The following is a 24465-nucleotide window of genomic DNA, read 5'->3' as shown; positions in this document are numbered from 1 at the left end:
GAGGAGGGGGCGAGGCCGAGGCCCACGGACCCCTTCCTCGCCCTCGCCGCCGGCTCGCTTCCGCGCCTCGCGCGGTGCGGATGTGTCCGGTCCAGGACTGCCACAGGTACCCCTTCGTTCGGTGATCGCTTCCGGACTACCGTCGCAGGGCGGGAACTGTCACGTCCATCGAATCTTTTCGACCATTCTGTTCAGTTGAACTGAAAGGTATCGAGCCGCTCGCGGGGGCCGTACGCGGCGCGGTGTGCGCCTTGCCGCGCGGCTTGAGCTGCCCGAGGACCGTCGCCCCGAACGCCAGCGCCATGCCCGCCAGCTGGACCGGGGTGAGCGCCTGGTCCAGCGCCGCCCAGCCGATGACGGCCGCGGTCAGCGGGGAGAGCGGGCCGAGGAAGGTGACCTGGGTGGCGGTGAGGCGGCCGATGCCGCGGAACCAGAGCCAGTACGCGACCGCCGTGTTGGCCAGGGCGAGATAGGCGTACCCGGAGACCGCGCGGCCGTCCAGCGCGGGCGGCGCGCCCTCGACGAGAAGGGCGAGCGGGGCTATCAGCAGTCCGCCGGCCGTCAGCTGCCAGGCGGTGAGCGCCAGCGGGCCGACTCCGTCCGGGCGGCCCCACCGCTTGGTGAGCACCGTGCCGGTGGACATCGACGCGGTCGAGGCGAGCGCGGCCAGGACACCGACGAGGTCGAGCGCACCGGCCGCCTTCAGGACGACGAGGCTGACGCCGAGGGCCGCCGCGATGCCGGTGAGGACGGTGCGCAGGGTCGGCCGGTCGCCGAGCAGGACCGTGGCGAGGCCCGCCACGAACAGCGGCCCGACCGAGCCGAAGACCGCCGCCATGCCGCCGGGCAGCCGGTACGCGGAGAGGAAGAGGAGCGGGAAGAAGGCGCCGATGTTCAGCGCGCCCAGCACCGCCGCCTTCCCCCACCAGACGCCGCGCGGCAGGACGCGGGCCAGCGCGAGCAGGACCAGCCCGGCGGGCAGGGCGCGCATCGCCGCGGTGAACAGGGGGCGGTCCGCCGGGAGGAACTCGGTGGTGACCGCGTAGGTGGTGCCCCAGGACATGGGGGCGAGAGCGGTGAGCAGGACGGTCGCGGACCGCTTCATGGCGAACTCGCTTTCCCGGCGGACGAGGGGTTGAGGCCTTGCGCCCCGATCCTCAAGTAGGTCGATGGAAAGTAGCTTACTCGCAAGCTACTTTCCGTCAAGCTACTTTCTTGCGAACGACCGACCGGCGGCGGATACTCGCCCTCATGGAGACTTCGAAGGACGCCGTCGACGCGATCATCGAGCAGTGGGCCGCCGTACGGCCGGACCTCGACACCGCCGCGATGGAGGTCTTCGGGCGGATCTTCCGGCTCTCCCGGGCGATGAGCGACCGGATGGAGAAGGCGTACGCCCGGTTCGGGATCTCGCGCGGGGAGTTCGACGTCCTGGCGACGCTGCGCCGCTCGGACGCCCCGTACACGCTCTCGCCCCGGCAGCTCTCGGCGACTTTGATGCTCACCACCGGCGGCATGACAGGACGCCTGGACAAACTGGAGCGTGCGGGGCTGCTGCGGCGCTCCCCCGATCCGCACGACCGGCGCGGGCTCCAGGTCACACTGACGGACGAGGGCTTCCGTCTGATCGACGAGGCCGTCGGCGCGGGGCTCGCCGCACAGACGGCCGCCCTCTCCCGGCTCGACGACGAACAGGCCGGCCAACTGGCCGACCTGTTGCGGGAGTTGCTGGGAGCGGTGGACTAGGGTCCGAGGAGGAGCCCGGCGAGGCGGGCCCCGGCGGCACCTCCGGCGGACAGCCCCTAGCGGCCCACCGCCGCGGTCAGGGCCGTCTCCAGCTCCGCAGGCTCCGGGGACTCCGCCGCCCAGGCCACGTATCCGTCGGGGCGCACCAGCACCGTCGTACGCCGGTCGCTCGCCCAGCTCTCCACGGTGAGGCGCCCCTTGCGCTGCCCGGCCGCGCCCTCGGCGTCGTCCGGCCGCGGGGTGACGAGGACGAACCTGCCGCCGCGCAGGGCCTCGTAGAGGCGGCCGCCGCTCAGGGCGACGTCCGGGACCCGGGTGCCGACGAGCTTGTGGGAGCCGCGCGGCGCCGGGTAGGCGTATCCGATGCCGGTGAGCTGCCCGGTCGCCTTGCGGCGGGCGGGGCCGACCTGGTCGAGGACGGTGGTGAGCACGCCGCGCAGGGCCAGCGTCCAGGGGCGCTTGGCCATCGCGAGCCGCACCATGCCACCGCTGCTGCGCAGGACGGACTCGCCGACGGGGTGGCGTTCGGCCTGGTAGGTGTCCAACAGGGCGGCGTCCGCATGTCCGCTGACGACCGCCGCCAGCTTCCAGCCGAGGTTCGCCGCGTCCTGGAGACCGGTGTTCATGCCCTGCCCGCCGGCCGGGGTGTGCACATGCGCGGCGTCCCCGGCGAGGAAGACCCGGCCGACGCGGTACTCGGGCACCTGGCGCTCGTCGCTGTGGAAGCGGGACATCCAACGGGCCTCGCGCATGCCGTAGTCGCGGCCGAGGGCGCGCCGGGCGATGTCCTTGACCTCGTCGAGTTCGAGCGGCTCGCTGTCGGGGACGTTGTGGCGGCGGTCCCAGCCGATCACGCGGTAGTAGCCGTCGCCGAAGGGGGCGATGAAGGCGAAGGTGTCGCCGACGGTGGCGACGGTCAGCAGGGTCTCGGGCCGCTCGTCGAGCAGCACGTCCGCGAGGACGACGGAACGGATCACCGACTTTCCGGGGAACGGCTGCCCGATCGCCTCGCGCACCGCGCTGCGCATCCCGTCCGTACCGACGACGTACGCGGCCCGCAACTGCTCCGCCTCCCCGTCCGCGCCCCGGACTTCGAGCGTCACCCCGTCCGCGTCCTGACGCAGCCCGGTCACCTCGGTCTCGTACACGAACCGCACCCCGGCCTCCTCAGCGCGCCGCTGCAGCGCCTTCTCCACCTCGTACTGCGGGATGACGAGCAGGTGGTTGAAGCGGGAGGGCAGGGTGTCGAGCGCGACGGTGAGCCGGCCGAAGAGCCGGATGCGGTCGAGGGCCTCGCCCTGCTCCTCCAGCTCGTCGGCGAGACCCCGGGCGTCGAGCTGCTCCAGGGTGCGGGCGTGCAGGACGAAGGCACGGGAGAGGTTGCTGATCTTGTGCGGGCGCTTCTCGACGAGGGTGACCGGGACGCCGGCGGTGGCGAGGTCGGCGGCCAGCAGCAGGCCGGTGGGGCCGGAACCCACGACGATGACGGCGGCGGAGTCGGCGCCGGAGCTGGAGCCGGAGTTCGGGCCCGTGCCGGTGGCGAGGTTCGTGCTGCTGTCGTTCCCGGTGCCGTTCATGAGGACCTCCCAATACCAACGTCCGTTTGCCAACACTTGTTGACCAACGCTCGTTGACCAACGTAGAGCTGTCGCTCTGGACTGTCAACAGGTGTTGGCCTACGGTTGTTGGCATGAACGGCAGTGACAGCAGAGCCACAGAGTCCGGATCGCGGTCCCCGCGCCGCTCCGACGCCACCCGCAACGCCATCCTCACGGCCGCCCGCGAGCGTTTCGCGGCGGACGGCTACGAGCGGGCCACCATCCGTGCGATCGCCAAGGACGCGGGGATCGATCCGTCGATGGTGATGCGGTACTACGGCTCGAAGGAGGGGCTGTTCGCCACGGTCCTCGACGCCGACCTGCGGATGCCGCAGCCGGACGGGCTGGACCCGAGCGAGGTGGGCCGCGTGCTGGTGGGCCACTTCCTCGACCTCTGGGAGGAGAACGACGTGCTCACGGTGCTGCTCCGGGTCGGCGTCACCCACCCGGCCGGCGCGCAGCGCATGCAGGGCGTCTTCCGGGACCAGATCCTGCCGGTCGCCCTGCGCTGCTGCCCCGACCCCGAGCAGGCGCCGGTGCGGGCCGCGCTCGTCGCGTCGCAGATGCTCGGGATGGCACTCACCCGCTACGTCCTGCGGTTCGAGTCGGCCAGCGCGCTGCACCGCGAGGAGGTCGTGGCGTGGCTGGCGCCGACGGTGCAGCGGTATCTCACGGCGCCGAACCCCTGACGGCCACGGCCCGCGCACACAGCGAGGGCGCCGTCCTCACCCCCGTACGGCGAATGCGCGTACGGGAGGCGAGGACGGCGCCCTCGGGAAAAGTTCGGCGGCTGCTACGGGCCCTGCCGGAGCAGGCCGGGAATGCCGGCCCGAAAGAGCGGGCCCGAGCGGGAACGCCGAGGTCAGGCCTTTGCCTTGACCTTCGGCTGCCGGTCCTTCGACTTGTCGAGGACCATGACCAGGCCCGCGATGACCAGGAACAGCGCGAGCGGCGCCGCGACGTAGAGGCCGAGCGTTTCGATCACGCTCAGGCCATTGCCGGGGTCGTCGCCGTCGTCGCGGGTCAGCGCGAGCGCGGGGGACGACATGAGCAGCATCATCAGCGTCGTACCGGCAGCCAGGGCGCCGGCGCGCAGGGCGTTCTTCTTGTCCACGGTGCCAACGTAGCGAACGCCCGAACGAGCCGCGCGCCCGGGGTGGCCGTATGAAGGACCCCGGGAGGCCGCACGCGGGAACCCGGGGGCCTCAGAGGTGCTCGCGGCCGGCCCCGGGGCGGGGCCGCAGCACGTCCAGGAGGGCGTGCAGGCGGGGCGAGGCAGCCAGTTCCTCCAGGGTCACCGGGCGCCCCTCGGCATCCGCGACCGGCAGCCGCCAGTTCGGGTACTGGTCCCAGGTGCCGGGCAGGTTCTGGGGACGCCGGTCGCCGACCGTGTCCGGCAGCCAGACGCCGATCATGCGGGCCGGGGTGCGCAGCAGGAACCGGTGCACGGCCTGGATCTCCGCCTCCTCCGTCTCGGCGCACACCCCGCCGCTCGCGCCCGGCAGCAGCCCGAGCCGGGTGAGCAGCGCCAACCACTCCCCCGCCTCCGCGGACGCCGCGGCCCGCTCCTCGTCCAGGGTGCCCGTCAACAGGCCCAGGGCGGCGCGGAGTTCGACGTGGTCGCCGGTCAGCCGGGAGGCGGTGGAGGGCAGGTCGTGGGTGGTGGCGGTGGCGAGGCAGTCGGCGCGCCAGCGTTCGGGCGGCAGCGGCAGCCCGTCGCCCTCCCAGTCGCGCTCGAACCAGAGCACGGACGTGCCGAGCACCCCGTGCTCGTGCAGGGTCTCGCGCACGCCCGGTTCCACGGTGCCGAGGTCCTCGCCGATCACCAGGGCCCCGGCGCGGGCGGCCTCCAGCGCGAGGATCGCGAGCATGGCCTCGGCGTCGTAGCGGACGTACGTGCCCTGCGTCGGCTGCTCGCCCTGCGGGATCCACCAGAGCCGGAACAGGCCCATGACGTGGTCGATGCGCAGGGCGCCCGCGTACCGGAAGAGGGCGCGCAGCAGACGGCGGTACGGGGCGTAGCCGGAGTCGGCCAGGCGGTCGGGGCGCCAGGGGGGCAGGCCCCAGTCCTGGCCGCGCGAGTTGAAGGCGTCCGGGGGCGCGCCGACCGACATTCCGGCGGCAAAGTACTCCTGCTGCGCCCAGGCGTCGGCTCCGCCGGGGTGAACGCCGACGGCGAGGTCGTGCACGAGCCCCACCGGCATGCCCGCGTCGCGCGCGGAGCGCTGGGCGGCGGCGAGTTGGGCGTCGGTGAGCCAGGCGAGGCGGCTGTGGAAGTCGACGCGGTCCATCAACTCCGAGCGGGCGCGGGCTGTTTCGGGCGAGCGGGGGTCGCGCAGCGCGGCGGGCCACTGCTGCCAGTCGGAGCCGTGGACCTCGGCGAGCGCGTACCAGGTGGCGTGGTCCTCCAGTGCCTGCCCTTCCTCCGCGAGGAAGTCCGCGTAGGCGGCGAGGCGTCCGGGGCCGAGGGGTACCGCGCGCACCAGTTCCAGTGCTTCGCGCTTGAGCTCCCAGACGGCGTCGCGGTCGATCAACGCCCCTTTGTGCAGGACGGACTCGCGCAGTCCGGCGGCGCGTTCCAGCAGCGTACGCAGCCGGTCGCGCTCGTCGGCGTACGGGAACTCGGGGATGTCCTCGACGCGCAGGTGCACGGGGTCGGGGAAGCGGCGGGAGGAGGGCCGGTAGGGGGAGGGGTCGGTGGGGGCGCCGGGTACGGCCGCGTGCAACGGGTTGACCTGCACGAATCCGGCGCCCAGCGCGCGGCCCGCCCAGGCGGTCAGCTCGGCGAGGTCGCCGAGGTCGCCCATCCCCCAGGAGCGCTGAGAGAGCAGGGAGTAGAGCTGGACGAGGAGTCCGTAGGTGCGTCCGGCGGGTGTGGGCAGCCGGGCGGGGGCGACGACGAGGTGGACGTCGGCGGTGCGGCCGTCGGGCGCGGTGGCCCGCAACGCGTGGACGCCGAGCGGGAGTTGCTCGGCCGAGGCGCGCGTCTCGCCCTGCTCGGTCTCGATGCGCAGCCGGGTGCCGGGCGGCAGGTCGGCGAGGGCCTTCGGCAGCGGGGCGCCCCGGCGTCCGGCGCGGGCCGCGGGGGCGGGGCCCGCGGGGTCTTCGGAGTGGTCCTCGGCCGGGGATGCGGCGCCGCTCCAGCAGACCACGGTCGGCGGCAGCAGCCGGTCGCGGACCTGCGCCTCGCGGGCGGCGAGGGCGGCGCGGACGGCCTCCGGGGTGCTCGCGTCGACGCCGAGCGCCGCCAGGGCCGCGACGACCGCGGCGTCCGAGGCCGCGACGGTGCGGCCCGGGGACGGGCTGTAGGAGGTGGCGACGCCGTGCAGGTCGGCGAGCCGGGACAGCGGCATCTACACCCCCGAGGCGGTACCGGTCGACGTGGGCTCGCTGGTCAGGGGTGCCGTGTCGGCGAGCGGCGGCTCGCTGGTGAGGGGTTCCGCGTCCGGCAGGGGCGGCTCGCTGGTCAGCGGGGCCTCGGCGCTGCTGCCCTCGGCGCTGAAGACGCAGAAATGCGGTTCGGCGGACGGTTCCGCCGAGGGTTTGGAGAGGGCTGTCAGGAGCAGGTGCGCGGATGCGGCCACGAGGGCCTCCTTGATGTCGTACGGCTTCGAGCGGGTTACCGCAGCCCTACCCAGCGAGCGCATCCGCAGACGCACGGGAACGCAAACACCGAACAACATGGCACTGGTCACACCTTGTGCAGGCTAGGGCAATTGCCGCACAACGGCTACTCCCCCCGGCACCGTCACCTCCTCCCGTTGACACCTCCACCGCGTGAATGGTGGGGTCGTGGCCGCCCTGACAGAGCCGTGGGGGCCGAGTCGAGCAGCGACGAGGAGGGGGCCGGTGCAGCTCCGGCGTTGGACGGGAGCGGTACGAGGCACGCAAGGCGGACGGCTGCCCGGGCAGCCGCGGCGCGGACGGGGTGCGGTCGCCCTCGCGATCGCCGTCGTCGCGGGCACGCTGGGCGCGGCTCCCGCGGTCGTCGCGGCGCCGCACGCGCCGCCGGCCTCCGCGGACGACCGGACGCTGGCTGCGGCCACGCTGCCCGCGGTCTGGCCCCGGCCCCAGTCGCTGCGCGCGAGCTCCGCCCCGGTCGCGGTCCCGGACGAGGTCGTCCTGCTGACCGACGAAACGAGGGGCGCGGTGACCGACCCGTACGCCCTCGACGCGCTGCGTGCGCTGCTGCGCGCTGCGGGTGCGCGGAGGATCACCACGGCGCACGCGGGGGACACGCTCCCCGCCGGCGCGCTGGTGGTGCGTGCGGGGACCGAGACGGAGTCGGGGCCGGGGCCGGGAGCGGAGACCGGGCCGGGGGCAGGATCCGACGGCACCAAGGGCACGGGCCGGGCGTACGGGTTCGGCGGGCATGCCGGGAGCGCGGCCGCCGACGGTTCGCACGCTCTTGGTGCGCGCGCGGCCACCCCGTGGGACGAGGCGCTCACCGCGCTCGGGGCCGCGCCCCGGGCGGACCTCCCCTCCGGCGGCTACCGGCTGGCGGTCGGCCGCTTCGAGGGCCATGACACGGTCGCTCTCGCGGGCGTCGGCGAGGACGGCCTGTTCCACGCGGTGCAGACGCTCCGTCAGCTGACGGGCCACGACGGTCGGATCGCGGGAGCCGTCGTGCGCGACTGGCCCGGCACCGCCGTGCGCGGCACCACCGAGGGCTTCTACGGCACCCCGTGGACCCGCGAACAGCGCCTGGCGCAGCTCGACTTCATGGGCCGCACCAAGCAGAACCGCTATGTGTACGCCCCCGGAGACGATCTCTACCGCCAACAGCGCTGGCGCGAGGTGTACCCGGACCGGCAGCGGGCGGATTTCCGGACGTTGGCGGAGCGGGCGCGCCGCAATCACGTCACCCTGGCCTGGGCGGTGGCCCCCGGGCAGGCGATGTGCTTCTCGTCGGACGCCGACGTGCGCGCCCTGACCCGCAAGCTCGACGCGATGTGGGCGCTCGGATTCAGGGCCTTCCAGCTCCAGTTCCAGGACGTCAGCTACAGCGAGTGGCACTGCGACGCGGACGCCGGGACGTTCGGCTCCGGCTCCGAGGCGGCCGCGAAGGCGCAGGCGCGCGTGGCGAACGAGGTGGCCCGGCAGCTCGCCGAACGGCACCCGGACGCGGCCGCGTTGTCGCTGATGCCGACCGAGTACTTCCAGGACGGTTCGACCGACTACCGGCGGGCGCTCGCGAGCGCGCTGGACGAGCGTGTCGAGGTCGCGTGGACGGGCGTGGGTGTCGTGCCGCGGACCGTCACGGGAAGCGAACTCGCCCGCGCCCGGGCGGCGTTCGGGGGGCATCGGCTCGTCACCATGGACAACTACCCGGTCAACGACTACGCGCAGGACCGCGTCTTCCTCGGCCCCTACACGGGCCGTGAACCCGCCGTCGCGACCGGCTCGGCGGCACTGCTCGCCAACGGGATGGAGCAGGCCGAGGCCTCCCGCATCCCGCTGTTCACCGCCGCCGACTTCGCCTGGAACCCTCGCAACTACCGCCCCGAGGAGTCCTGGAAGGCGGCGATCGACGACCTCGCGGCCGGAGACGGGCGCCGCGAGGAGGCGCTGTCCGCGCTGGCCGGCAACGACGCCTCGTCGGTCCTCGACGGTGACGAGTCGGCGTATCTGCGTCCGCTCCTCGCCGCGTTCTGGCAGGCGCGCACGACGACGGACAAGGCGGCCGACGCGCGGGCGGAGCAGCGGCTGCGTGCCGCGTTCACGGTGCTGCGCGAGATCCCCGAGCGGCTGTCCGGAAGCTCCCTGGCGTCCGAAGTGGCGCCCTGGACCGAGAAGTTGGCGCGCTACGGCGAGGCGGGCGAGACGGCCCTTGCCATGTTGCGCGCCCAGTCGGACGGCGACGCCACGGCGGCCTGGGCGGCGTACCGCGCCCTCGACAGGGCCCGCGCCGAACTCGCGGCGAGCCGGGTGACGGTCGGCAAGGGGGTCCTCGGCCCCTTCCTGTCCAAAGCCCGGACGGCGTACGAGAGTTGGGCGGGCCTCGACCACGAGCCGGCCGCCGAACCCGGTGCGGGCACTGAACCCGGTCCGGGCGCCGAGCCCGGTCCTGGCGCGAACGCCGGCGACGGCCGCACCGTGCGCCTCCCCCGAGCCCGCACGCTCAGCACGGTGACCGTTCTCACCGAGCCCGGCACCCCCGGCTCGGTCGAGGCGCACGTACCCGGCGAGGGCTGGCGCCTGCTCGGCGCGCTCTCCGCGGGCGGCGCGACCGAACTCCCCTGCCGGCTCCGGGCGGACGCCCTGCGCGTGAGCGGTGCGGTGCCCTCGCGCGTACGCCATCTCGTGCCGTGGTACGCCGACTCCCCCGGCGCCGCACTGGAGTTGGCGCGCGCCGAGGCGGACGTCGAGATCGGCGGCAGCGGGCGGGTGACGGCCAGGCTGACATCGCTGCGGCCCGCCGACACGCACGGGAAGCTGACGGTGCGGGCACCCAAGGGCATCGAGGTGCACGTCCCCAGGAAGTCGACTCTCCCTCGCGGTGCGGCCGTTGACGTTCCGGTGGAGGTCTCCGTCCCCGCCGGGACGCCCTCGGGGGAGTACGAGATCACGCTCGCCTTCGGTGACGCGGTGCGCACGGTGACCGTCCGGGCCTTCCCGCGCACGGCGGGCCCCGATCTCGCGCTGGACGGACAAGCGTCCTCCTCGGGTGACGAGACGCCGGACTTCCCGGCGCGGGCGGCGAACGACGGGGATCCGGGAACCCGTTGGTCCTCCCCCGTCGAGGACGGCGCCTGGTGGCAGGTGCGGCTCAACGAGCCGGTCGTGCCGGTCCGCCTCGGCCAGGTCGTCCTGCACTGGCAGGACGCCCACCCCTCCGCGTACCGCATCCAGGTCTCCGCCGACGGCCGCACCTGGCGCACCGCGGCGACGGTCCGGGACGGCCGCGGCGGCCGTGAGTCCGTCCGGTTCGACGAGCGCGACGTCCGGTACGTACGGGTGCAGGGTGACAAGCGGGCGACGCGGTTCGGGTATTCGCTGTGGTCGGTGGAGGCGTACGCCGTGGCGGAGTGAGCCGCGTCCCGTCCTTTGCGAGCGGCTCTTGTGAACCGATGGCCACAAGGTGATCGATAGACGGGGTGTGAGACTGTTCCGCCCCATGAGGGGCCACCGGGAGGACGTTACGGACGCGGCGCTGCTGCGGGCCGTCGCGCACGGGGACTCGGCGGCGATGGCCGCGCTGTACGACCGGCACGCCGGGTGGCTGCACGTGCGGCTGACCCGGCGCTGCGGGGACCCCGAGGTCGTGCGGGAGGTGCTGCAGGACACCTTCGTGACCGTGTGGCGGTCGGCCGCCTCGTACCGCGGGACCGAGGCCGGCGGCTGGCTGTGGACGATCGCCGCGCGGCGCCTGGTGGACGCTCGGCGGGTGCAGGAGCGGGTGGAGCGGGTGGAGTACGCGGCGCCGGTGCCGGCACCGTCCGCCGAGGAACGCGTTCTGGCGGGCCTGGAGTACGGGGACGTCGGCACCGCCCTGGACCGCATCTCGCCCGAGCTGCGCGAGGTGCTGCGTGCCACCGTCGTCGACGGGCTGACCACCCGCGAGGCCGCCCGCCTCCTCGGCATCCCCGAAGGCACCGTCAAGACCCGCGCCATGCGCGCCCGCGCCGAGCTCCGCGCGGCCCTCGCCCAGCTCGACCCGTCCCCGCTGGGAGGCCTGGCATGAGCAGCATGAGCCGTAGGAACGACAGGAACGGCACGAAGGGCACGACCGGTGGGGCGAGCTGGCACGCCCCGGACGATCTCGTGGCCCGCTACGCGGACGGTTCCCTTCCGGATGCGGACGCCTGGTCCCTGGAGAAGCACCTGGAGAACTGCGGAAACTGCGCCGCCCGGGTCTCCCGAGCGGCCCGCGAGGGCGCGGCGGGGGTCGTCCTGGCGGAGGTGCGCGACACGGTCCTGGACGCGGTGGGGGCGGCGGCGCCGGCCCTCGCACCGACCCACCGCACGGCGCGGGCCCGAGCCGTCGGGGGCCGGTTCGGCCGGATCCTGTGGGCCGCCGGGCCCGCGATGCGCGGGGCCTGGACCGGGGCCGTGGTCCTGGTCGCCGTGGGGGCGGTGGCGCTGGCGTACGTGGCCGGGTTCGGCGGCGCGAAGCCGCTGCTGCTGGCGCTCGCGCCCGCGATGCCCCTGGCGGGGGTCGCCCTGTCGTACGGGCGCCACGCCGATCCGTTGCACGAGATCACCGCCGCGTCACCGTCGAGCGGGCTGCGCCTGCTGCTGACCCGGACCGCCGCCGTGCTGGCGCTGAGCGTGCCGCTGCTCACGGTCGCCGGGCTGCTGCTGCCGGCCGCCCCGCCCCGGCTGCCGGAGGCCCCGGCGGCGGCCGCCTGGCTGCTGCCCGGGCTCGCCCTGACGCTGGGCTCGCTGCTGCTGTCCGGGTACGTGGGCTGCCGTATCGGCACGGCGGTGGTCGGCGGGGGCTGGCTGCTCGCGCTGGCGGCGCCCGTCCTGACCGCCACCGGGACCGGCCTGGCCTCCTCCGGAGCCGGCCTGACGGCCCGTCTCACGCACCAACTCGACCTCTACTTCACCGGCGCCGCACCTCAGGGAGGCTGGGCGGCCGCAGCCGTGCTGTGCGCCCTCCTCCTCGCCGCGCGCCGCACCGCGTACGACCGTCTGGAGACGATGTGACCAGCACCGCGACCGCACCCCCTTCCATCCGTCTCTCCAAGCTGACCGTCCGCCACCGCAGGACCACCGCCCTGAACGCCGTGGACCTGGACTTCGCCCCGGGCGTGCACGGCCTGCTCGGGCCCAACGGCGCCGGCAAGACCTCTCTCATCCGGGTCCTCGCGACGGTCGCGGAGCCCTCCGAGGGCCGGGTCGAGATGCTCGGCGGCGATCTGCGCGGCCACCGGGAGCGCAGTGCCGTACGCCGTGAACTCGGCTATCTGCCCCAGGAGTTCGGGTACTACCCGGGCTTCACCGTGCGGGAGTTCGTCGCGTACGTGGCGTGGCTGAAGGAGCTGCCGGCCGCCGCCACCCCGGCCGCGGTCGAGCGGGCCGTGGACCGCGTCGGGCTCGCCGACCGTATCGACGCCAAGGTCAGGACGCTGTCCGGCGGCATGGTCCGCCGCGTCGGCATCGCGCAGGCCATCGTGAACGACCCGCGCATCCTGCTCCTCGACGAGCCCACCGCGGGCCTCGACCCGGAGCAGCGCGTCGAGTTCCGCGCACTCCTCCGCGACCTGGGCAGGTCCTCGACCGTGCTCGTCTCCACCCACCTGGTGGAGGACGTGGCCGCCGCCTGTACGGAGGTGACCCTGATCGAGTCCGGCCGGGTCGCCTACCGGGGCACCCCCGCCTCGCTCGCCGCCCTCGGCGTGGACGGCGACGAGAGCGACGGCAACGCCTTCGAGCGCGGCTACACCGCGGCCCTGCGCGGCCACCGCGCCGCCGTGTCCGGCTTCTCGGGCCCCTCGGACCGGTCCCACCGGGCGACGGGAGCCGCCCGATGAGCACACAGACCCTGCAAACACCGCCCGGCAACGCCCCCGTGGCTCCTCGGACCACTCCCGCGCGCCGCCCTCCCCTGCGCACCGAGGCGCTGCGCGGCTTCGCCCCCTGGGCCGGTGCCGCGTTGTTCGTGGCGCTCGTCTGGGGGCTCGTGTTCACGGCCGATCAGTGGCAGGGCAGTTGGGGGGAGACCTCCGGCCGTCTGGCCATAGGTGCCGGTCTGATCGGCGCTCCGTTCGCGCTCGCGGCGGGGGCCTGGCAGGGCGGCCGGGAGCACCGGCGGGGGATGACGGAGCTGCGCGCCTCGGTCTCCCGGACACCGCTGGCGCAGTTGTCGACCGCCGCCCTGCCGCTCGCGGGCTGGCTGGTGACGGCGTACCTGGCCGCGGTCGCCGGGGCGTTGCTCGCGTGTGCGCCGTACGCCTCGGCAGGCGCCCCCGAGCCGACCGTCTTCGCCGGGACCGCGATCGCCCTCGCCGCCTGCTCGCTGCTCGGCCATGTGATCGGGCGGATCGCGCCCTGGCGGCTGACGGCTCCGGCGCTCGCGCTGGCCGCGTTCGTCCTGTTCGGGATGCTCAACGGCGCACAGTCCGCCCTTCGCTATCTCGCCCTCGCCTTCGTGCGCGGCTCCCACGACGACCTCCACCTGTGGTGGTACCCGCTCGCACTGGCCGTGTGGACGACCGGTCTCGCCGTCGCGGCGGCCCTGGCGCATGCCGCCCGCCGCAGGGCCACGGCGCTGCTGCCGCTCACGGCGGCGCTGGGCGCCGCCGTCCTGCTGGTCCAGACGGGCGACGGCCTGATGCAGGAAAACCCGCTCGCTCGTCACCAGGTGTGCGACGACTCCACCACCCCGCGCGTCTGCGTCAACGCCACCTACCCGGGCATGCTGCCGGAGGTCGCCGACGCCCTGTCCGGTCTCACCGGCCGGCTGAGGGGCGTACGGAATCTGCCGGTCCGTTTCGAGGACCGGCCGGGCGAGCCGCACCGGGACGAGGCGCAGCTGCCGATGCTCACGCCGTTCGGCTGGAGCGCCGTACGCGCCAGGGTGACCGATCCGGAGCAGTACACCTGGGAGGCGGCCCTCGCGCTCGTGCGCCAGGACTGTGACGGGGTGCCGTCCGCGGAGCGGGTCAGGACCGCGGACGCCGCGATGGTGCGCTGGCTGGCTCCGCGCCACCTCGACAAGGAGTTGCACGACCAGTCGGTGGCGAGCGCACGGCAGCGCGGGGACGACAAGGAGCTCGCGCGGCTCCGCGCCGAGGACAAGGCCTACGAGCACCTCACCGCCATGTCCGACGACGAGCGTCGTACCTGGCTGAGCACGTACTTCGCCACGGCCCGGGACTGCGACCCGGACCCCAAGGAGGTCCCGGCCCTGTGAGCACCCCTTCGACCCCACTCGCGCTGTACGGCCGCTCCCGCGGTGTCCCGGCCACGCTGGCCGCGCTCGTCTGCGCCGCGCTGCTCACCCTGTGGGCGGCGAGCCGCCCGGACTTCTACCTCGACCCGGACCGCAGGGTTCCACTGCTCTCGCTGGCTCCTCTGCTGGCCTCGGCCGCGATCGGCGTCAGCCTCCACTCCCACACCCGCGACCTGGACAACACCGCCGTACGCCCGTGGTGGCCGAGGAGGCTGACCCACCTCCTGCTGCTCACCGCGCTCGCGGCGACGGCGCTGGCCCTCGCCCTCCCGGGACACTCGCAGGTGTTCGGCGCGGCGGGGATGGTCCGCAACACGCTGGGGGCGACCGGCCTGACGGCCCTCTCGGCGGTGCTGTGCGGCGCGCGGGTGAGCTGGCTGCCGACGACGTTGTACTTCAGTGCCGTGTACTTCTCGGCTTCGGCGCCGCGCATGAGGGCCCGCACGGCCCTGACCTGGCCTCTCCAGTCGGGGCCGCAGCTCGGTGCCTGGGCCGTCGCCCTGGCGCTCTTCGTGATCGGCACGGCACTGTACGCGCGGCGCGGCGCCCGCCCCGAAGGGCCCCGCGCCTGACGGGAGGCGTGAGGCCTTTCGGAACGGGGCCCGCAGGTACGTAAAAGCCCGGATCGTCAGGCGGAAATGCCGTCGATCCGGGCCATCGCATCCTCCGCGCCGTACGGCTGCAAGTACGGCAGCCAGCGCGGGTCCCTATGCCCGGTTCCGATGATGCGCCATGCGAGCCCCGACGGCGGGGCGGGTTTATGGCGCAGGCGCCAGCCGATCTCGACCAGGTGACGGTCGGCCTTGGTGTGGTTGCAGCGGCGGCACGACGCCACCACGTTGTCCCAGGCGTGCTGACCCCCGCGACTGCGCGGGATGACGTGGTCGACGCTGGTTGCGACGCCACCGCAGTACATGCACCGGCCGCCGTCGCGGGCGAAGAGCGCCCGACGGGTCAGCGGGACGGGCCCCCGGTAAGGGACCCGCACGAACCTCTTCAGCCGGACCACGCTGGGTGCGGGGACAGTAACGGTTGCGCTGTGCAGGAAGGCGCCGGATTCCTCAAGAGAGACGGCTTTGTTCTCAAGGACGAGGACGAGCGCACGGCGGAGCGGTACGACGCCGAGGGGCTCGTACGACGCGTTGAGGACCAGGACATGCGGCACGGATGCCTCCTTGTACGCCGGCGGCGCGTGGCTCGCGCCGGGACGATCTGTAGTCAGTCTCCCCTCATGCCTGGTGGAAGCGCCACCATGTCCCGGTAACGGGCTGGGAGTGTTTTCGACCACACCTTCTACATCCCCGGGACCACATCCTGTTCATCCCCAGGTGAGCACAGTCTCTCCCTCGAACACGGCAACGATCCACACACAATGCCCCGATAGTGTGGTGGGCCTGCCCGACCGGTGCCCCTCTTGTGTCCCTGCCGCGGGCGGACCGCTACGCCTGGAGGTACCTGCTGTGTTCTCGACCGTCCTGTCGGCCCTGCCGGCCGTCGATCCCTCGCCGTCCCCCTCGGCGACCTCGACGGAGCCGGTGACGCCGACGCTCCAGGACGCCCAGGAAAGCGCGACCAACGCCGCGAGCTGGGTCCAGCAGAACTGGTCCACGTGGCTCGCGATCGGTCTGCGGGTTCTGCTGATCCTGGTGATCGCGGCGGTCCTGAGAGTGGCGGTACGGCGCGCCATCACCAAGCTGATAGACCGGATGAACCGCACGGCCCAGGCGGTCGACGGCACCGCGCTCGGCGGTCTGCTGGTGAACGTGGAGCGGCGCCGGCAGCGCTCGCAGGCCATAGGTTCGGTCCTGCGCTCGGTGGCGTCCTTCCTGATCATGGGCACCGCGGCGCTGATGGTGCTGGCCACCTTCGAGATCAACCTCGCCCCGCTGCTGGCCTCCGCGGGGGTCGCGGGCGTGGCCATCGGTTTCGGCGCGCGCAACCTGGTGACGGACTTCCTCTCCGGTGTCTTCATGATCCTGGAGGACCAGTACGGCGTCGGGGACTCCATCGACGCGGGCGTCGCCTCCGGCGAGGTCATCGAGGTCGGCCTGCGCGTCACCAAGTTGCGCGGCGACAACGGCGAGATCTGGTACGTCCGCAACGGCGAGGTCAAGCGCATCGGCAACCTCTCCCAGGGCTGGGCCACGGCGGGCGTCGACGTGACCGTGAAGTCCTCCGAGGACCTGGACCGGGTCAAGGCCACGCTCGACCAGGTCGCCGAGGACATGAGCAAGGCCGAGCCGTGGAACGAGCTGCTCTGGGGCCCGATCGAGGTGCTGGGCCTGGACAGCGTGCTGATCGACTCGATGGTCGTACGCGTCTCGGCGAAGACCATGCCGGGCAAGTCGGTGGGCGTCGAGCGCGAGCTGCGCTGGCGCATCAAGCGTGCCTTCGACGCCGCCGACATCCGTCTCGTCGGCGGCCTCCCGGCCCAGCCGGAGGACGAGATCCCGGACCCGACGGCGACCGTCGCGGCCCCCTCGGTGTACTCCAACTCCGCGTCCCCGCAGGCTGAGGCGGCCACCCCGCTCGCTCCGCAGCGGCCGGCGGTGCGGTAGCGCTGAGGACTCGTCCTCGACTCGTACGACGAAGGGGGCGCCCGGAACTCTCCGGGCGCCCCCTTCTTGTGCGCTGTCAGCAGGTGCGGCCGGTGTAGTGCGCACCCTGGATCTTCGAGGCGGAGCCGAGCCAGGACCTGCCGGGACCGACGCACGTCTCGTAGTCCGGGCCCCAGGCGACTTCCACCTTGATGACCACGTTCGAGCGGTCGGATGTGCAGTGGTTGTAGAAGGCGTCGGACCCGGTCTCGTAGAAGCCGCACGGGTCGGCGGCCGCCGGCGTGGCGGTGACGACACCCGCGGCGGCGCTCGCCAGGACGGCGGCCAGGGCGATCGGAATGAGACGACGAACCCGCACGGGCAGCTCCTCCAGTGAAAGCCCACTGCACCCATGAAGGTGGACATGTGGGCTATTTGCATTTTTGTGCACCCTACGGGGCGATTTCATGCGGAAACGATTCGCTGGATCACTGGTCACACTCACGTGTCCCTGCGCACCAGGCGGAGCGGCGCAGCCCGGCGTCGCGCGCATAACGACTTGATTGCCTCCGTGGCCGGTATTGACGCCCCCGAGGCCACGGGCCTACGTTCCTCTCATCAATAGGAAACTTTCCTAACAGTGATCACGGGATGGACACCTCCACCCGGTCACTGGAAAGCTGGCCAGTTGGAAAGGCAGGTGTCGACACGCATGGCTGGATCCGCCGGTACGCCGGGCACTCCGCGCGTCCTGCGCGCCATGAACGACCGCGCCGCGCTCGATCTCCTGCTGGAGCACGGCCCGCTGTCCCGTACGCGGATCGGGAAGCTCACCGGACTGTCGAAGCCGACCGCCTCGCAGCTGCTGGCCCGGCTGGAGGCCGCCGGGCTCGTGCTGATGACGGGGACCAGCGAGGGACGGCCGGGGCCCAACGCCCAGTTGTACGTGGTCAATCCGGGTGCCGCCCACGCGGCGGGGCTGGATGTGACCCCCGAGCGCATCCTCGCCGCCGTCGCGGACGTCACCGGCCGCACCGTCGGCGAGTACGAACTCCCCACCCCCAAAAAGCGCTCCGCCCCCTCCGTCGTACGCCAGGTCACCGACGCCCTCGACGGAGCGGTGAAGGCGGCGGGGCTGGCGAGGGACGACATCCACCGGGTGGTCATCGGCACCCCGGGCGCCTTCGACCCGGGCACCGGCCGCCTGCGGTACGCCTCGCACCTGCCCGGATGGCACTCCCCCAGCCTGCTCGACGAACTCGCGGCCGCACTGCCGATGCCGGTCGAGTACGAGAACGACGTGAACCTCGTCGCCATCGCCGAGCAGCGGCTCGGCGCGGCCCGCGGCCACGACGACTTCGTGCTGCTGTGGAACGAGGGCGGTCTCGGCGCCGCCCTGGTCCTCGGCGGCCGGCTGCACCGCGGCTGGACCGGCGGCGCCGGCGAGGTCGGCTTCCTGCCGGTGCCGGGCGCGCCCCTGGTCCGCCATGTGACCAAGGCCAACAGCGGCGGCTACCAGGAGCTGGCCGGCTCGCAGGCCATCCCCAAACTCGCCCGCGAACTCGGCATCGAGGACCTGCCCACCGGTCCCTACGCCGAGGCCGCCGCGGCGATCGTCGCCGAGGCCGCCGAGCGCAACGAAGGGCCGCACCGCCGGCTCCTGGAGACGTACGCGACCGGTGTCGCCACCGGTCTCGCCTCGCTCGTCTCCGTGCTCGACCCCGAACTCGTCGTCCTCAGCGGCGCCTCGCTCTCCGCCGGCGGAGAGACGCTGCGCGCTCTGGTCCAGGACGAGCTGGAGGAGCTGGCCGCGTCCCGGCCGCGCCTCGTCGTCGGCGACGTACCCGAACACCCCGTGCTGCGCGGCGCGTTGGAAAGCGCTCTGGCGGCCACCCGTGACGAGGTCTTCGACACCTCGCGCTGAGCCCACCCCTGTCACCTTCACCTCAGCCCACATCACCTCACCCTCACCACCGTGCCCTGCCATGCCTTTGGGAGACCCCGTCATGCCCGAAAAGTCTTGGAAAGTCGTACCCGAAGTGTCCCGGAGGGCGGCTGCCGCTCTCGCCACCTGCGCCTGCCTCGCGCTCCTCACCACCGCCTGTACCGGCCAGTCCGACTCCGGCGCCAGTGACGACGCGTCCAAGGACACGACGATCAACTTCTGGCACGCGTGGAGCGCGCCCGGCGAGGTCAAGGCCGTGCAGTCGCTGGTCGACGGCTTCGAGAAGGCGCACCCCAACATCCATGTGAACGTCGTCGGCAACATGACCGACGACAAGATCAACCAGTCGCTTCGGACCGGTGGTGAAAAGGCCCCCGACGTCATTTCGTCGTTCACCACGAACAACGTCGGCAGGTTCTGCTCCTCCGGGGCGCTCGTCGACCTCAACCCCTTCTTCAAGAAGGCGGACATCGACCCGGAGAAGACGTTCCCGAAGACGATGAACGAGTACACCCAGTTCGAAGGCAACCGCTGCACGGTGCCGCTGCTGGGCGACGCGTACGGGCTCTACTACAACAAGACCGCCTTCAAGAAGGCCGGCATCGCGCACCCGCCGAAGACATGGTCCGAATTCACGGCCGACGCCAAGAAGCTGACCATCCCTCAGGGCGACAGTTTCAAGCAGCTCGGATTCATGCCGAACTACCACGGCTGGGAGTCGACGACCGAGCACTACTTCGGGCAGTTCTCGCCGACGTACTTCGACAAGAACGGAAAGTCGAACGTCGCCAACGACCCCGCCTTCACGGCCGGTTTCACCCTCCAGAAGAAGCTCGTCGACGAACTCGGCGGCTACAAGAAGCTGGAGACCTACCGCTCCAAGCTCGGTGACGAGTGGGGCTCCAAGCACCCCTTCCACACCGGCCAGGTCGCCATGCAGCTCGACGGCGAGTGGCGGCTCGGGATGGCCGAGGAGGCCAAGCCCGGCTTCGAGATAGGCGTCGCCCCGCTGCCCGTACCGGACGACCAGGCGGACCAGTACGGCAAGGGCTACATCACCGGCACCATCGCCGGTATCGCCGCCACCAGCAAGAAGCAGAACGCGGCGTGGGAGCTGGTGAAGTACATGACCACCAACACGGACGCGGTGGTCGGCTTCGCCAACGACATCCACAACGTGCCCTCGACGCTGGCGGCCCTCAAGTCGCCGAAGCTGAAGTACGACCCGCGCTTCAAGACGTTCCTGGACATCGCCGCCAACCCCCAGTCCACGACAACTCCCGCGTCCATCAACGGCGGTGTGTACCTCGTGACCCTCCAGCAGTTCGGATACGACTACGAGAGCGGCAAGGCAACGGATCTGAAGGCAGGTCTGAAGAAGACCGCCGCGCAGATCGACACGGACATCGCGCAGGCGAAGTAGCGGTACGGCCATGAGCACCCTCACCCTCGACGAGAAGCACCGCCGGGCCGGCCTCGCGACGAAACACCGGAAGCAAGCACTGCGGACCGCCGCTTTCATGTCGCCGTGGCTGATCGGCTTCGCGGTCTTCTTCGCCTATCCGCTGCTCTCGACCATCTACTTCTCGTTCATGCACTACGACGGCTTCAAACCGCCGACGTGGAGCGGGACGAAGAACTGGACCTACGTCTTCGAGCACTATCCGCTGTTCTGGCCCGCGATGCGCAACACCCTGTGGCTGGTCGTCGTCGTGGTCACCCTGCGGGTCGCCTTCGGGCTCGGCATCGGACTGCTGATCACGAAGATCAAGACGGGGACGGGCATCTTCCGGACCCTCTTCTACCTGCCCTACCTCGCCCCGCCCGTCGCCGCCACGATGTCCTTCGCCTTCCTCCTCAACCCCGGTACGGGGCCGGTCAATTCATTCCTGGAGAAAATCGGCATCCCGGCCCCCGGCTGGTTCAACGACCCCACCTGGTCCAAGCCGGCCCTCACCCTGCTCTTCCTGTGGGGCATCGGCGACCTGATGGTCATCTTCATGGCCGCGCTGCTCGACGTACCCCGTGAGCAGTACGAGGCCGCCGAGCTGGACGGCGCGTCGGCCTGGCAGCGGTTCCGGTACGTCACCCTGCCGAACATCTCGCCGATCATCATGTTCGCCGTGGTCACCGGCGTGATCCAGGCCATGCAGTGCTACACCCAGCCACTGATCGCCGGGAAGGTCGCCTCGGGCGTGATCCAGGGCGCCGGTACGCAGTTCGAGCCCGGCTACCCGGACAAGTCGACCCTCACCCTCCCCCAGCTCGTCTACAACCTCGGCTTCCAGCGCTTCGACTACGGCTCCGCCTGTGTGATCGCGCTCGTGCTCTTCGTCCTGTCGATGGCGTTCACCGCGTTCCTGATGCGGCGCCGGGGCGGCCTCATCCAGGCAGGTGACTGACCATGACCCAAGTACAGCAAGTACGGCAAGTACGGGACGAGCCCGTGGAGTTGAAGGAGCCGGTCACCCCGGCCGAGCGCATCGCCCGCCGCCGGGCCCTGCTGGAATGGGTCGCGATCCACTCCCTGGGCCTCGCCGCCGCGCTCTTCTTCGTCCTGCCCTTCGTGTTCGTCCTCCTCACCTCGCTGATGAGCGACAGCCAGGCGCTCAGCCGCGACCTGATCCCGCACACCTGGGAGTGGGGCAACTACAAGAAGGTCTTCGACACCCCGGGCTTCCTCACCTGGTGGAAGAACACGCTGATCTACGCGGGCCTCGGCACCGCACTGACCGTCGTGTCGTCGATCCCCGTGGCGTACGCGCTCGCCAAGTTCCGCTTCAGGGGCCGCAACCTGTCCCTGATGCTGGTCATCTCGATGATGATGCTGCCGCCCCAGGTGATCATCATCCCGATGTACCTCTTCTGGGCAAAGCAGTTGGACCTGTCCGGCACGCTGTGGCCGCTGATCATCCCGATGGCGTTCGGGGACGCGTTCTCCATCTTCCTGCTCCGCCAGTTCCTGATGACCATCCCGAACGAGTGCCTCGACGCGGCGCGGGTCGACGGCTGCGGGGAACTGAAGACACTGCTGAAGGTCGTCCTGCCGATGGCGAAGCCGGGCATCGCCGCCGTCGCGCTCTTCCAGTTCTTCAGCGCCTGGAACGACTACTTCGGACCGCAGATCTACGCCTCCGAGAACACCGGCGCCTGGACACTGAGTTACGGCCTGGAGTCGTTCAAGGGCGCGCACCACACCGACTGGAATCTCACCATGGCCGCGACCGTGCTGGTCATGGCCCCTGTGATCCTCGTGTTCTTCTTCGCGCAGAAGGCGTTCGTCGAGGGTGTCACGCTGACCGGAGTGAAGGGCTGACGCTGACCATGCTGCCGCTGCCCGGGGGACAACCCCCGGACCCCCGGCCGAAAGACCTTGACGCCCCCAACGCCTGGAAGCGAGGAAAGCTGCAGTGAAACTCACCGTGGTCGGCGGAGGGTCGACTTACACCCCTGAACTCATCGACGGCTTCGCCCGGTTGCGGGACACCCTGCCGATCGGGGAACTGGTGCTCGTCGACCCGGCCGCCGAGCGGCTGGAGCTGGTGGGCGGGCTCGCCCGGCGGATCTTCGCCAAGCAGGGACACCCCGGCCGGATCGTCACCACCTCCGACCTGGACGCCGGCGTCGAGGGCGCCGACGCGGTGCTGCTGCAACTGCGCGTCGGCGGCCAGGCCGCACGGCAGGAGGACGAGACATGGCCGCTGGAGTGCGGCTGCGTCGGGCAGGAGACGACGGGCGCGGGCGGCCTCGCCAAGGCACTGCGCACGGTACCGGTGGTGCTGGACATCGCCGAACGGGTCCGCCGTGCGAACCCGGACGCCTGGATCATCGACTTCACCAACCCGGTCGGGATCGTCACCCGCGCGCTGCTCCAGGCCGGGCACAAGGCCGTCGGACTGTGCAACGTGGCGATCGGCTTCCAGCGGAGGTTCGCCGGGATGCTCGGCGTCGCGCCCGTCGACATCCACCTCGACCATGTGGGCCTCAACCACCTCACCTGGGAAACAGGTGTGCGGCTCGGCGGTCCCGAGGGCGAGAACGTCCTGCCCAAGCTCCTCGCGGAGCACGGCGACGCCATCGCCGGCGACCTGCGCCTGCCGCGCACCGTCGTCGACCGCCTCGGCGTGGTCCCCTCGTACTACCTGCGCTACTACTACGCACACGACGAGGTCGTACGCGAACTCGGCACCAAACCGTCCCGGGCCGCCGAAGTCGCCGAGATGGAGCGGCAGTTGCTGAAGATGTACGGCGATCCGGCCCTCGACGAGAAGCCGGAGCTGCTCGCCAAGCGCGGCGGCGCGTACTACTCGGAGGCCGCCGTGGATCTCGCGGCCTCGCTGCTCGGCGCGGGAGGCAGCCCCTACCAGGTGGTCAACACGTACAACCGGGGCACGCTGCCCTTCCTGCCGGACGACGCCGTCATCGAGGTGCAGGCGGCTGTCGGGCACAAGGGCGCGACCCCGCTCGCCGTCCCGCCGGTGGACCCGCTGTACGCGGGCCTGATGGCGAACGTCACGGCCTACGAGGACCTGGCGCTCGAAGCCGCCCTGCGCGGCGGCCGCGACCGGGTGTTCCGGGCGCTGCTCGCCCACCCGCTGATCGGCCAGTACGCGTACGCCGACGATCTCACCGACCGGCTGATCGCCCACAACCGGGAGCACCTCGCGTGGGCGTGACGGCAGGTGTCCTCGCCATCGACGCGGGCAACAGCAAGACCGACGTCGCCGTGGTGACCGCCGCGGGGGATGTCGTGGGCACGGCGCGCGGCGGCGGGTTCCGGCCCCCGACGGTCGGTATCGGGGCGGCGGTGGACTCGCTCGCCGAGACCGTCGGGCAGGCCTTCGCCCAGGCGGGCGTCACCTCGGTGGCCCATGTGTCGGCGTGTCTGGCCAACGCCGATCTCCCCGTGGAGGAGGAGCAGTTGGCCGCCGCGCTGCACGCGCGCGCGTGGGGGTCGACCGTGGAGGTGCGCAACGACACCTTCGCGATCCTGCGGGCCGGGATCGCCGAGCCGCGCGGGGTCGCCGTGGTGTGCGGGGCCGGCATCAACTGCGTCGGCATGCGGCCCGACGGGCGCACCGCTCGCTTCCCGGCGATCGGCCGCATCTCCGGTGACTGGGGCGGCGGTTGGGGCCTGGCGGAGGAGGCCCTGTGGTTCGCCGCGCGGGCCGAGGACGGGCGGGGCGGACCCACCGAGCTGGCCCGCACTCTGCCGGCGCACTTCGGGCTCGACTCCATGTACGCGCTGATCGAGGCGCTGCACCTGGAGCACATCGAGCACTCGCGGCGGCACGAGCTCACCCCGGTGCTGTTCGCCACCGCCGCGGACGGCGACCCGGTGGCCCGCGCGATCGTCGACCGGCTCGCCGACGAGGTGGTCGCCATGGCCACGGTCGCCCTCACCCGTCTCGGCCTCCTGGACGAGGAGACTCCGGTCCTCCTCGGCGGCAGCATCCTCGCCGCCCGCCACCCCCAACTCGACGACCGCATCCACGACCTCCTCACCGACCGAGCCCCCAAGGCGGTCCCCCAGGTGGTCACAGCCAGCCCGGTCCTGGGCGCGATCCTGCTGGGCCTGGACCACACCTCGGCCCCGGAGGAGGTGCACACGCGCGTGCGAACGCATTACGAGACCACCCCGTCCGGCGCTTGAGCGTTTCAGCCCGTCCGGCGTTTGAGGACGAGCGTTTCAGCCCGTCCGGCGTTTGAGGACGAGACCGTCCAGGGCGAACGGGGGTC

22 protein-coding genes are annotated in these 24465 nt (G+C 72.1%); 15 read left to right on the top strand and 7 right to left on the bottom strand.

Annotated features, from left to right (window positions below; genetic code table 11):
* Positions 1-136: 136 nt before the first annotated feature.
* The gene (locus tag ACN6LB_RS39725) at positions 137-1105 is read right to left on the bottom strand and encodes an EamA family transporter (protein ID WP_445030114.1); all 969 of its coding nucleotides are present in this window, start codon (positions 1103-1105) and stop codon (positions 137-139) included.
* Between the two features lie 146 nt (positions 1106-1251).
* Between ACN6LB_RS39725 and ACN6LB_RS39720 the strand changes: the two genes are divergently transcribed.
* A complete protein-coding gene (locus tag ACN6LB_RS39720; RefSeq protein ID WP_445030113.1) occupies positions 1252-1746 on the top strand; it encodes a MarR family winged helix-turn-helix transcriptional regulator in 495 nt (164 codons plus the stop codon).
* A gap of 56 nt (positions 1747-1802) precedes the next feature.
* Here ACN6LB_RS39720 and ACN6LB_RS39715 read toward each other — a convergent pair whose 3' ends face one another.
* The gene (locus ACN6LB_RS39715; RefSeq protein WP_445030112.1) at positions 1803-3323 is read right to left on the bottom strand and encodes an FAD-dependent monooxygenase; all 1521 of its coding nucleotides are present in this window, start codon (positions 3321-3323) and stop codon (positions 1803-1805) included.
* A gap of 113 nt (positions 3324-3436) precedes the next feature.
* Between ACN6LB_RS39715 and ACN6LB_RS39710 the strand changes: the two genes are divergently transcribed.
* Positions 3437-4033 (top strand): TetR/AcrR family transcriptional regulator, encoded by a 597-nt coding sequence (locus ACN6LB_RS39710; protein WP_445030111.1) that lies wholly within the window; start codon positions 3437-3439, stop codon positions 4031-4033.
* Between the two features lie 173 nt (positions 4034-4206).
* Here ACN6LB_RS39710 and ACN6LB_RS39705 read toward each other — a convergent pair whose 3' ends face one another.
* From ACN6LB_RS39705 to ACN6LB_RS39695, 3 genes are all read right to left on the bottom strand, one after another.
* Complete coding sequence (locus ACN6LB_RS39705) at positions 4207-4458, bottom strand: hypothetical protein (protein WP_356138584.1); 252 nt, start codon at positions 4456-4458, stop codon at positions 4207-4209.
* Between the two features lie 91 nt (positions 4459-4549).
* Positions 4550-6697, bottom strand: a complete 2148-nt coding sequence (malQ, locus tag ACN6LB_RS39700) for a 4-alpha-glucanotransferase (protein WP_445030110.1) — start codon at positions 6695-6697, stop codon at positions 4550-4552.
* Positions 6698-6928: a hypothetical protein gene (locus tag ACN6LB_RS39695; RefSeq protein WP_356133161.1), complete on the bottom strand. Its 231-nt coding sequence runs from the start codon at positions 6926-6928 to the stop codon at positions 6698-6700. It lies immediately after the preceding gene.
* 265 nt (positions 6929-7193) lie between these two features.
* Here ACN6LB_RS39695 and ACN6LB_RS39690 point away from each other — a divergent pair, with 265 nt between their 5' ends.
* The 6 genes from ACN6LB_RS39690 (at position 7194) to ACN6LB_RS39665 (ending at position 14816) form a co-directional block, all read left to right on the top strand.
* Positions 7194-10376: a beta-N-acetylglucosaminidase domain-containing protein gene (locus ACN6LB_RS39690; protein WP_445030109.1), complete on the top strand. Its 3183-nt coding sequence runs from the start codon at positions 7194-7196 to the stop codon at positions 10374-10376.
* 85 nt (positions 10377-10461) lie between these two features.
* Entirely contained in the window at positions 10462-11028 is a 567-nt protein-coding gene (locus ACN6LB_RS39685) for an RNA polymerase sigma factor (RefSeq protein ID WP_445030108.1), read from the top strand.
* 5 nt (positions 11029-11033) lie between these two features.
* Positions 11034-11996 carry a zf-HC2 domain-containing protein gene (locus tag ACN6LB_RS39680; RefSeq protein WP_445030115.1) on the top strand — a complete coding sequence of 321 codons (963 nt, stop codon included), beginning with the start codon at positions 11034-11036 and terminating at the stop codon, positions 11994-11996.
* Entirely contained in the window at positions 11993-12823 is an 831-nt protein-coding gene (locus tag ACN6LB_RS39675; protein ID WP_445030107.1) for an ABC transporter ATP-binding protein, read from the top strand. The genes ACN6LB_RS39680 and ACN6LB_RS39675 overlap by 4 nt, the downstream gene beginning before the upstream one ends.
* Entirely contained in the window at positions 12820-14205 is a 1386-nt protein-coding gene (locus ACN6LB_RS39670) for a hypothetical protein (RefSeq protein WP_445030106.1), read from the top strand. Before ACN6LB_RS39675 ends, ACN6LB_RS39670 begins: the two co-directional genes overlap by 4 nt.
* Complete coding sequence (locus tag ACN6LB_RS39665; RefSeq protein ID WP_445030105.1) at positions 14202-14816, top strand: hypothetical protein; 615 nt, start codon at positions 14202-14204, stop codon at positions 14814-14816. The genes ACN6LB_RS39670 and ACN6LB_RS39665 overlap by 4 nt, the downstream gene beginning before the upstream one ends.
* 56 nt (positions 14817-14872) lie before the next feature.
* Here ACN6LB_RS39665 and ACN6LB_RS39660 read toward each other — a convergent pair whose 3' ends face one another.
* Positions 14873-15409: an HNH endonuclease gene (locus ACN6LB_RS39660; RefSeq protein WP_356133147.1), complete on the bottom strand. Its 537-nt coding sequence runs from the start codon at positions 15407-15409 to the stop codon at positions 14873-14875.
* A 280-nt stretch (positions 15410-15689) separates the two neighbouring features.
* On the opposite strand from ACN6LB_RS39660, the gene ACN6LB_RS39655 reads away from it, so the two are divergent.
* Entirely contained in the window at positions 15690-16802 is a 1113-nt protein-coding gene (locus tag ACN6LB_RS39655; RefSeq protein WP_356133173.1) for a mechanosensitive ion channel family protein, read from the top strand.
* Between the two features lie 76 nt (positions 16803-16878).
* Here the strand turns inward: ACN6LB_RS39655 and ACN6LB_RS39650 are convergent, their stop codons facing one another.
* The gene (locus ACN6LB_RS39650; protein ID WP_356133145.1) at positions 16879-17160 is read right to left on the bottom strand and encodes a DUF6355 family natural product biosynthesis protein; all 282 of its coding nucleotides are present in this window, start codon (positions 17158-17160) and stop codon (positions 16879-16881) included.
* 333 nt (positions 17161-17493) lie between these two features.
* On the opposite strand from ACN6LB_RS39650, the gene ACN6LB_RS39645 reads away from it, so the two are divergent.
* From ACN6LB_RS39645 to ACN6LB_RS39620, 6 genes are all read left to right on the top strand, one after another.
* On the top strand, positions 17494-18705 hold the full coding sequence (locus ACN6LB_RS39645; protein WP_356133143.1) for an ROK family transcriptional regulator: 1212 nt from the start codon (positions 17494-17496) through the stop codon (positions 18703-18705).
* Positions 18706-18787: 82 nt separating this feature from the next.
* A complete protein-coding gene (locus tag ACN6LB_RS39640; protein WP_445030104.1) occupies positions 18788-20149 on the top strand; it encodes an ABC transporter substrate-binding protein in 1362 nt (453 codons plus the stop codon).
* A 10-nt stretch (positions 20150-20159) separates the two neighbouring features.
* On the top strand, positions 20160-21128 hold the full coding sequence (locus ACN6LB_RS39635; protein ID WP_356133139.1) for a carbohydrate ABC transporter permease: 969 nt from the start codon (positions 20160-20162) through the stop codon (positions 21126-21128).
* A gap of 2 nt (positions 21129-21130) precedes the next feature.
* Positions 21131-22042, top strand: a complete 912-nt coding sequence (locus ACN6LB_RS39630; RefSeq protein WP_445030103.1) for a carbohydrate ABC transporter permease — start codon at positions 21131-21133, stop codon at positions 22040-22042.
* Positions 22043-22136: 94 nt separating this feature from the next.
* Positions 22137-23402, top strand: a complete 1266-nt coding sequence (locus ACN6LB_RS39625) for a 6-phospho-beta-glucosidase (protein WP_445030102.1) — start codon at positions 22137-22139, stop codon at positions 23400-23402.
* Positions 23393-24379 (top strand): N-acetylglucosamine kinase, encoded by a 987-nt coding sequence (locus tag ACN6LB_RS39620; RefSeq protein WP_445030101.1) that lies wholly within the window; start codon positions 23393-23395, stop codon positions 24377-24379. Before ACN6LB_RS39625 ends, ACN6LB_RS39620 begins: the two co-directional genes overlap by 10 nt.
* The last annotated feature ends 86 nt before the right edge of the window (positions 24380-24465 follow it).

This window comes from Streptomyces sp. SAS_270, from assembly GCF_052543295.1.
The sequence above is the reverse complement of the archived record's forward strand: the minus strand, read 5'-3'. Positions and strand labels throughout refer to the sequence as shown.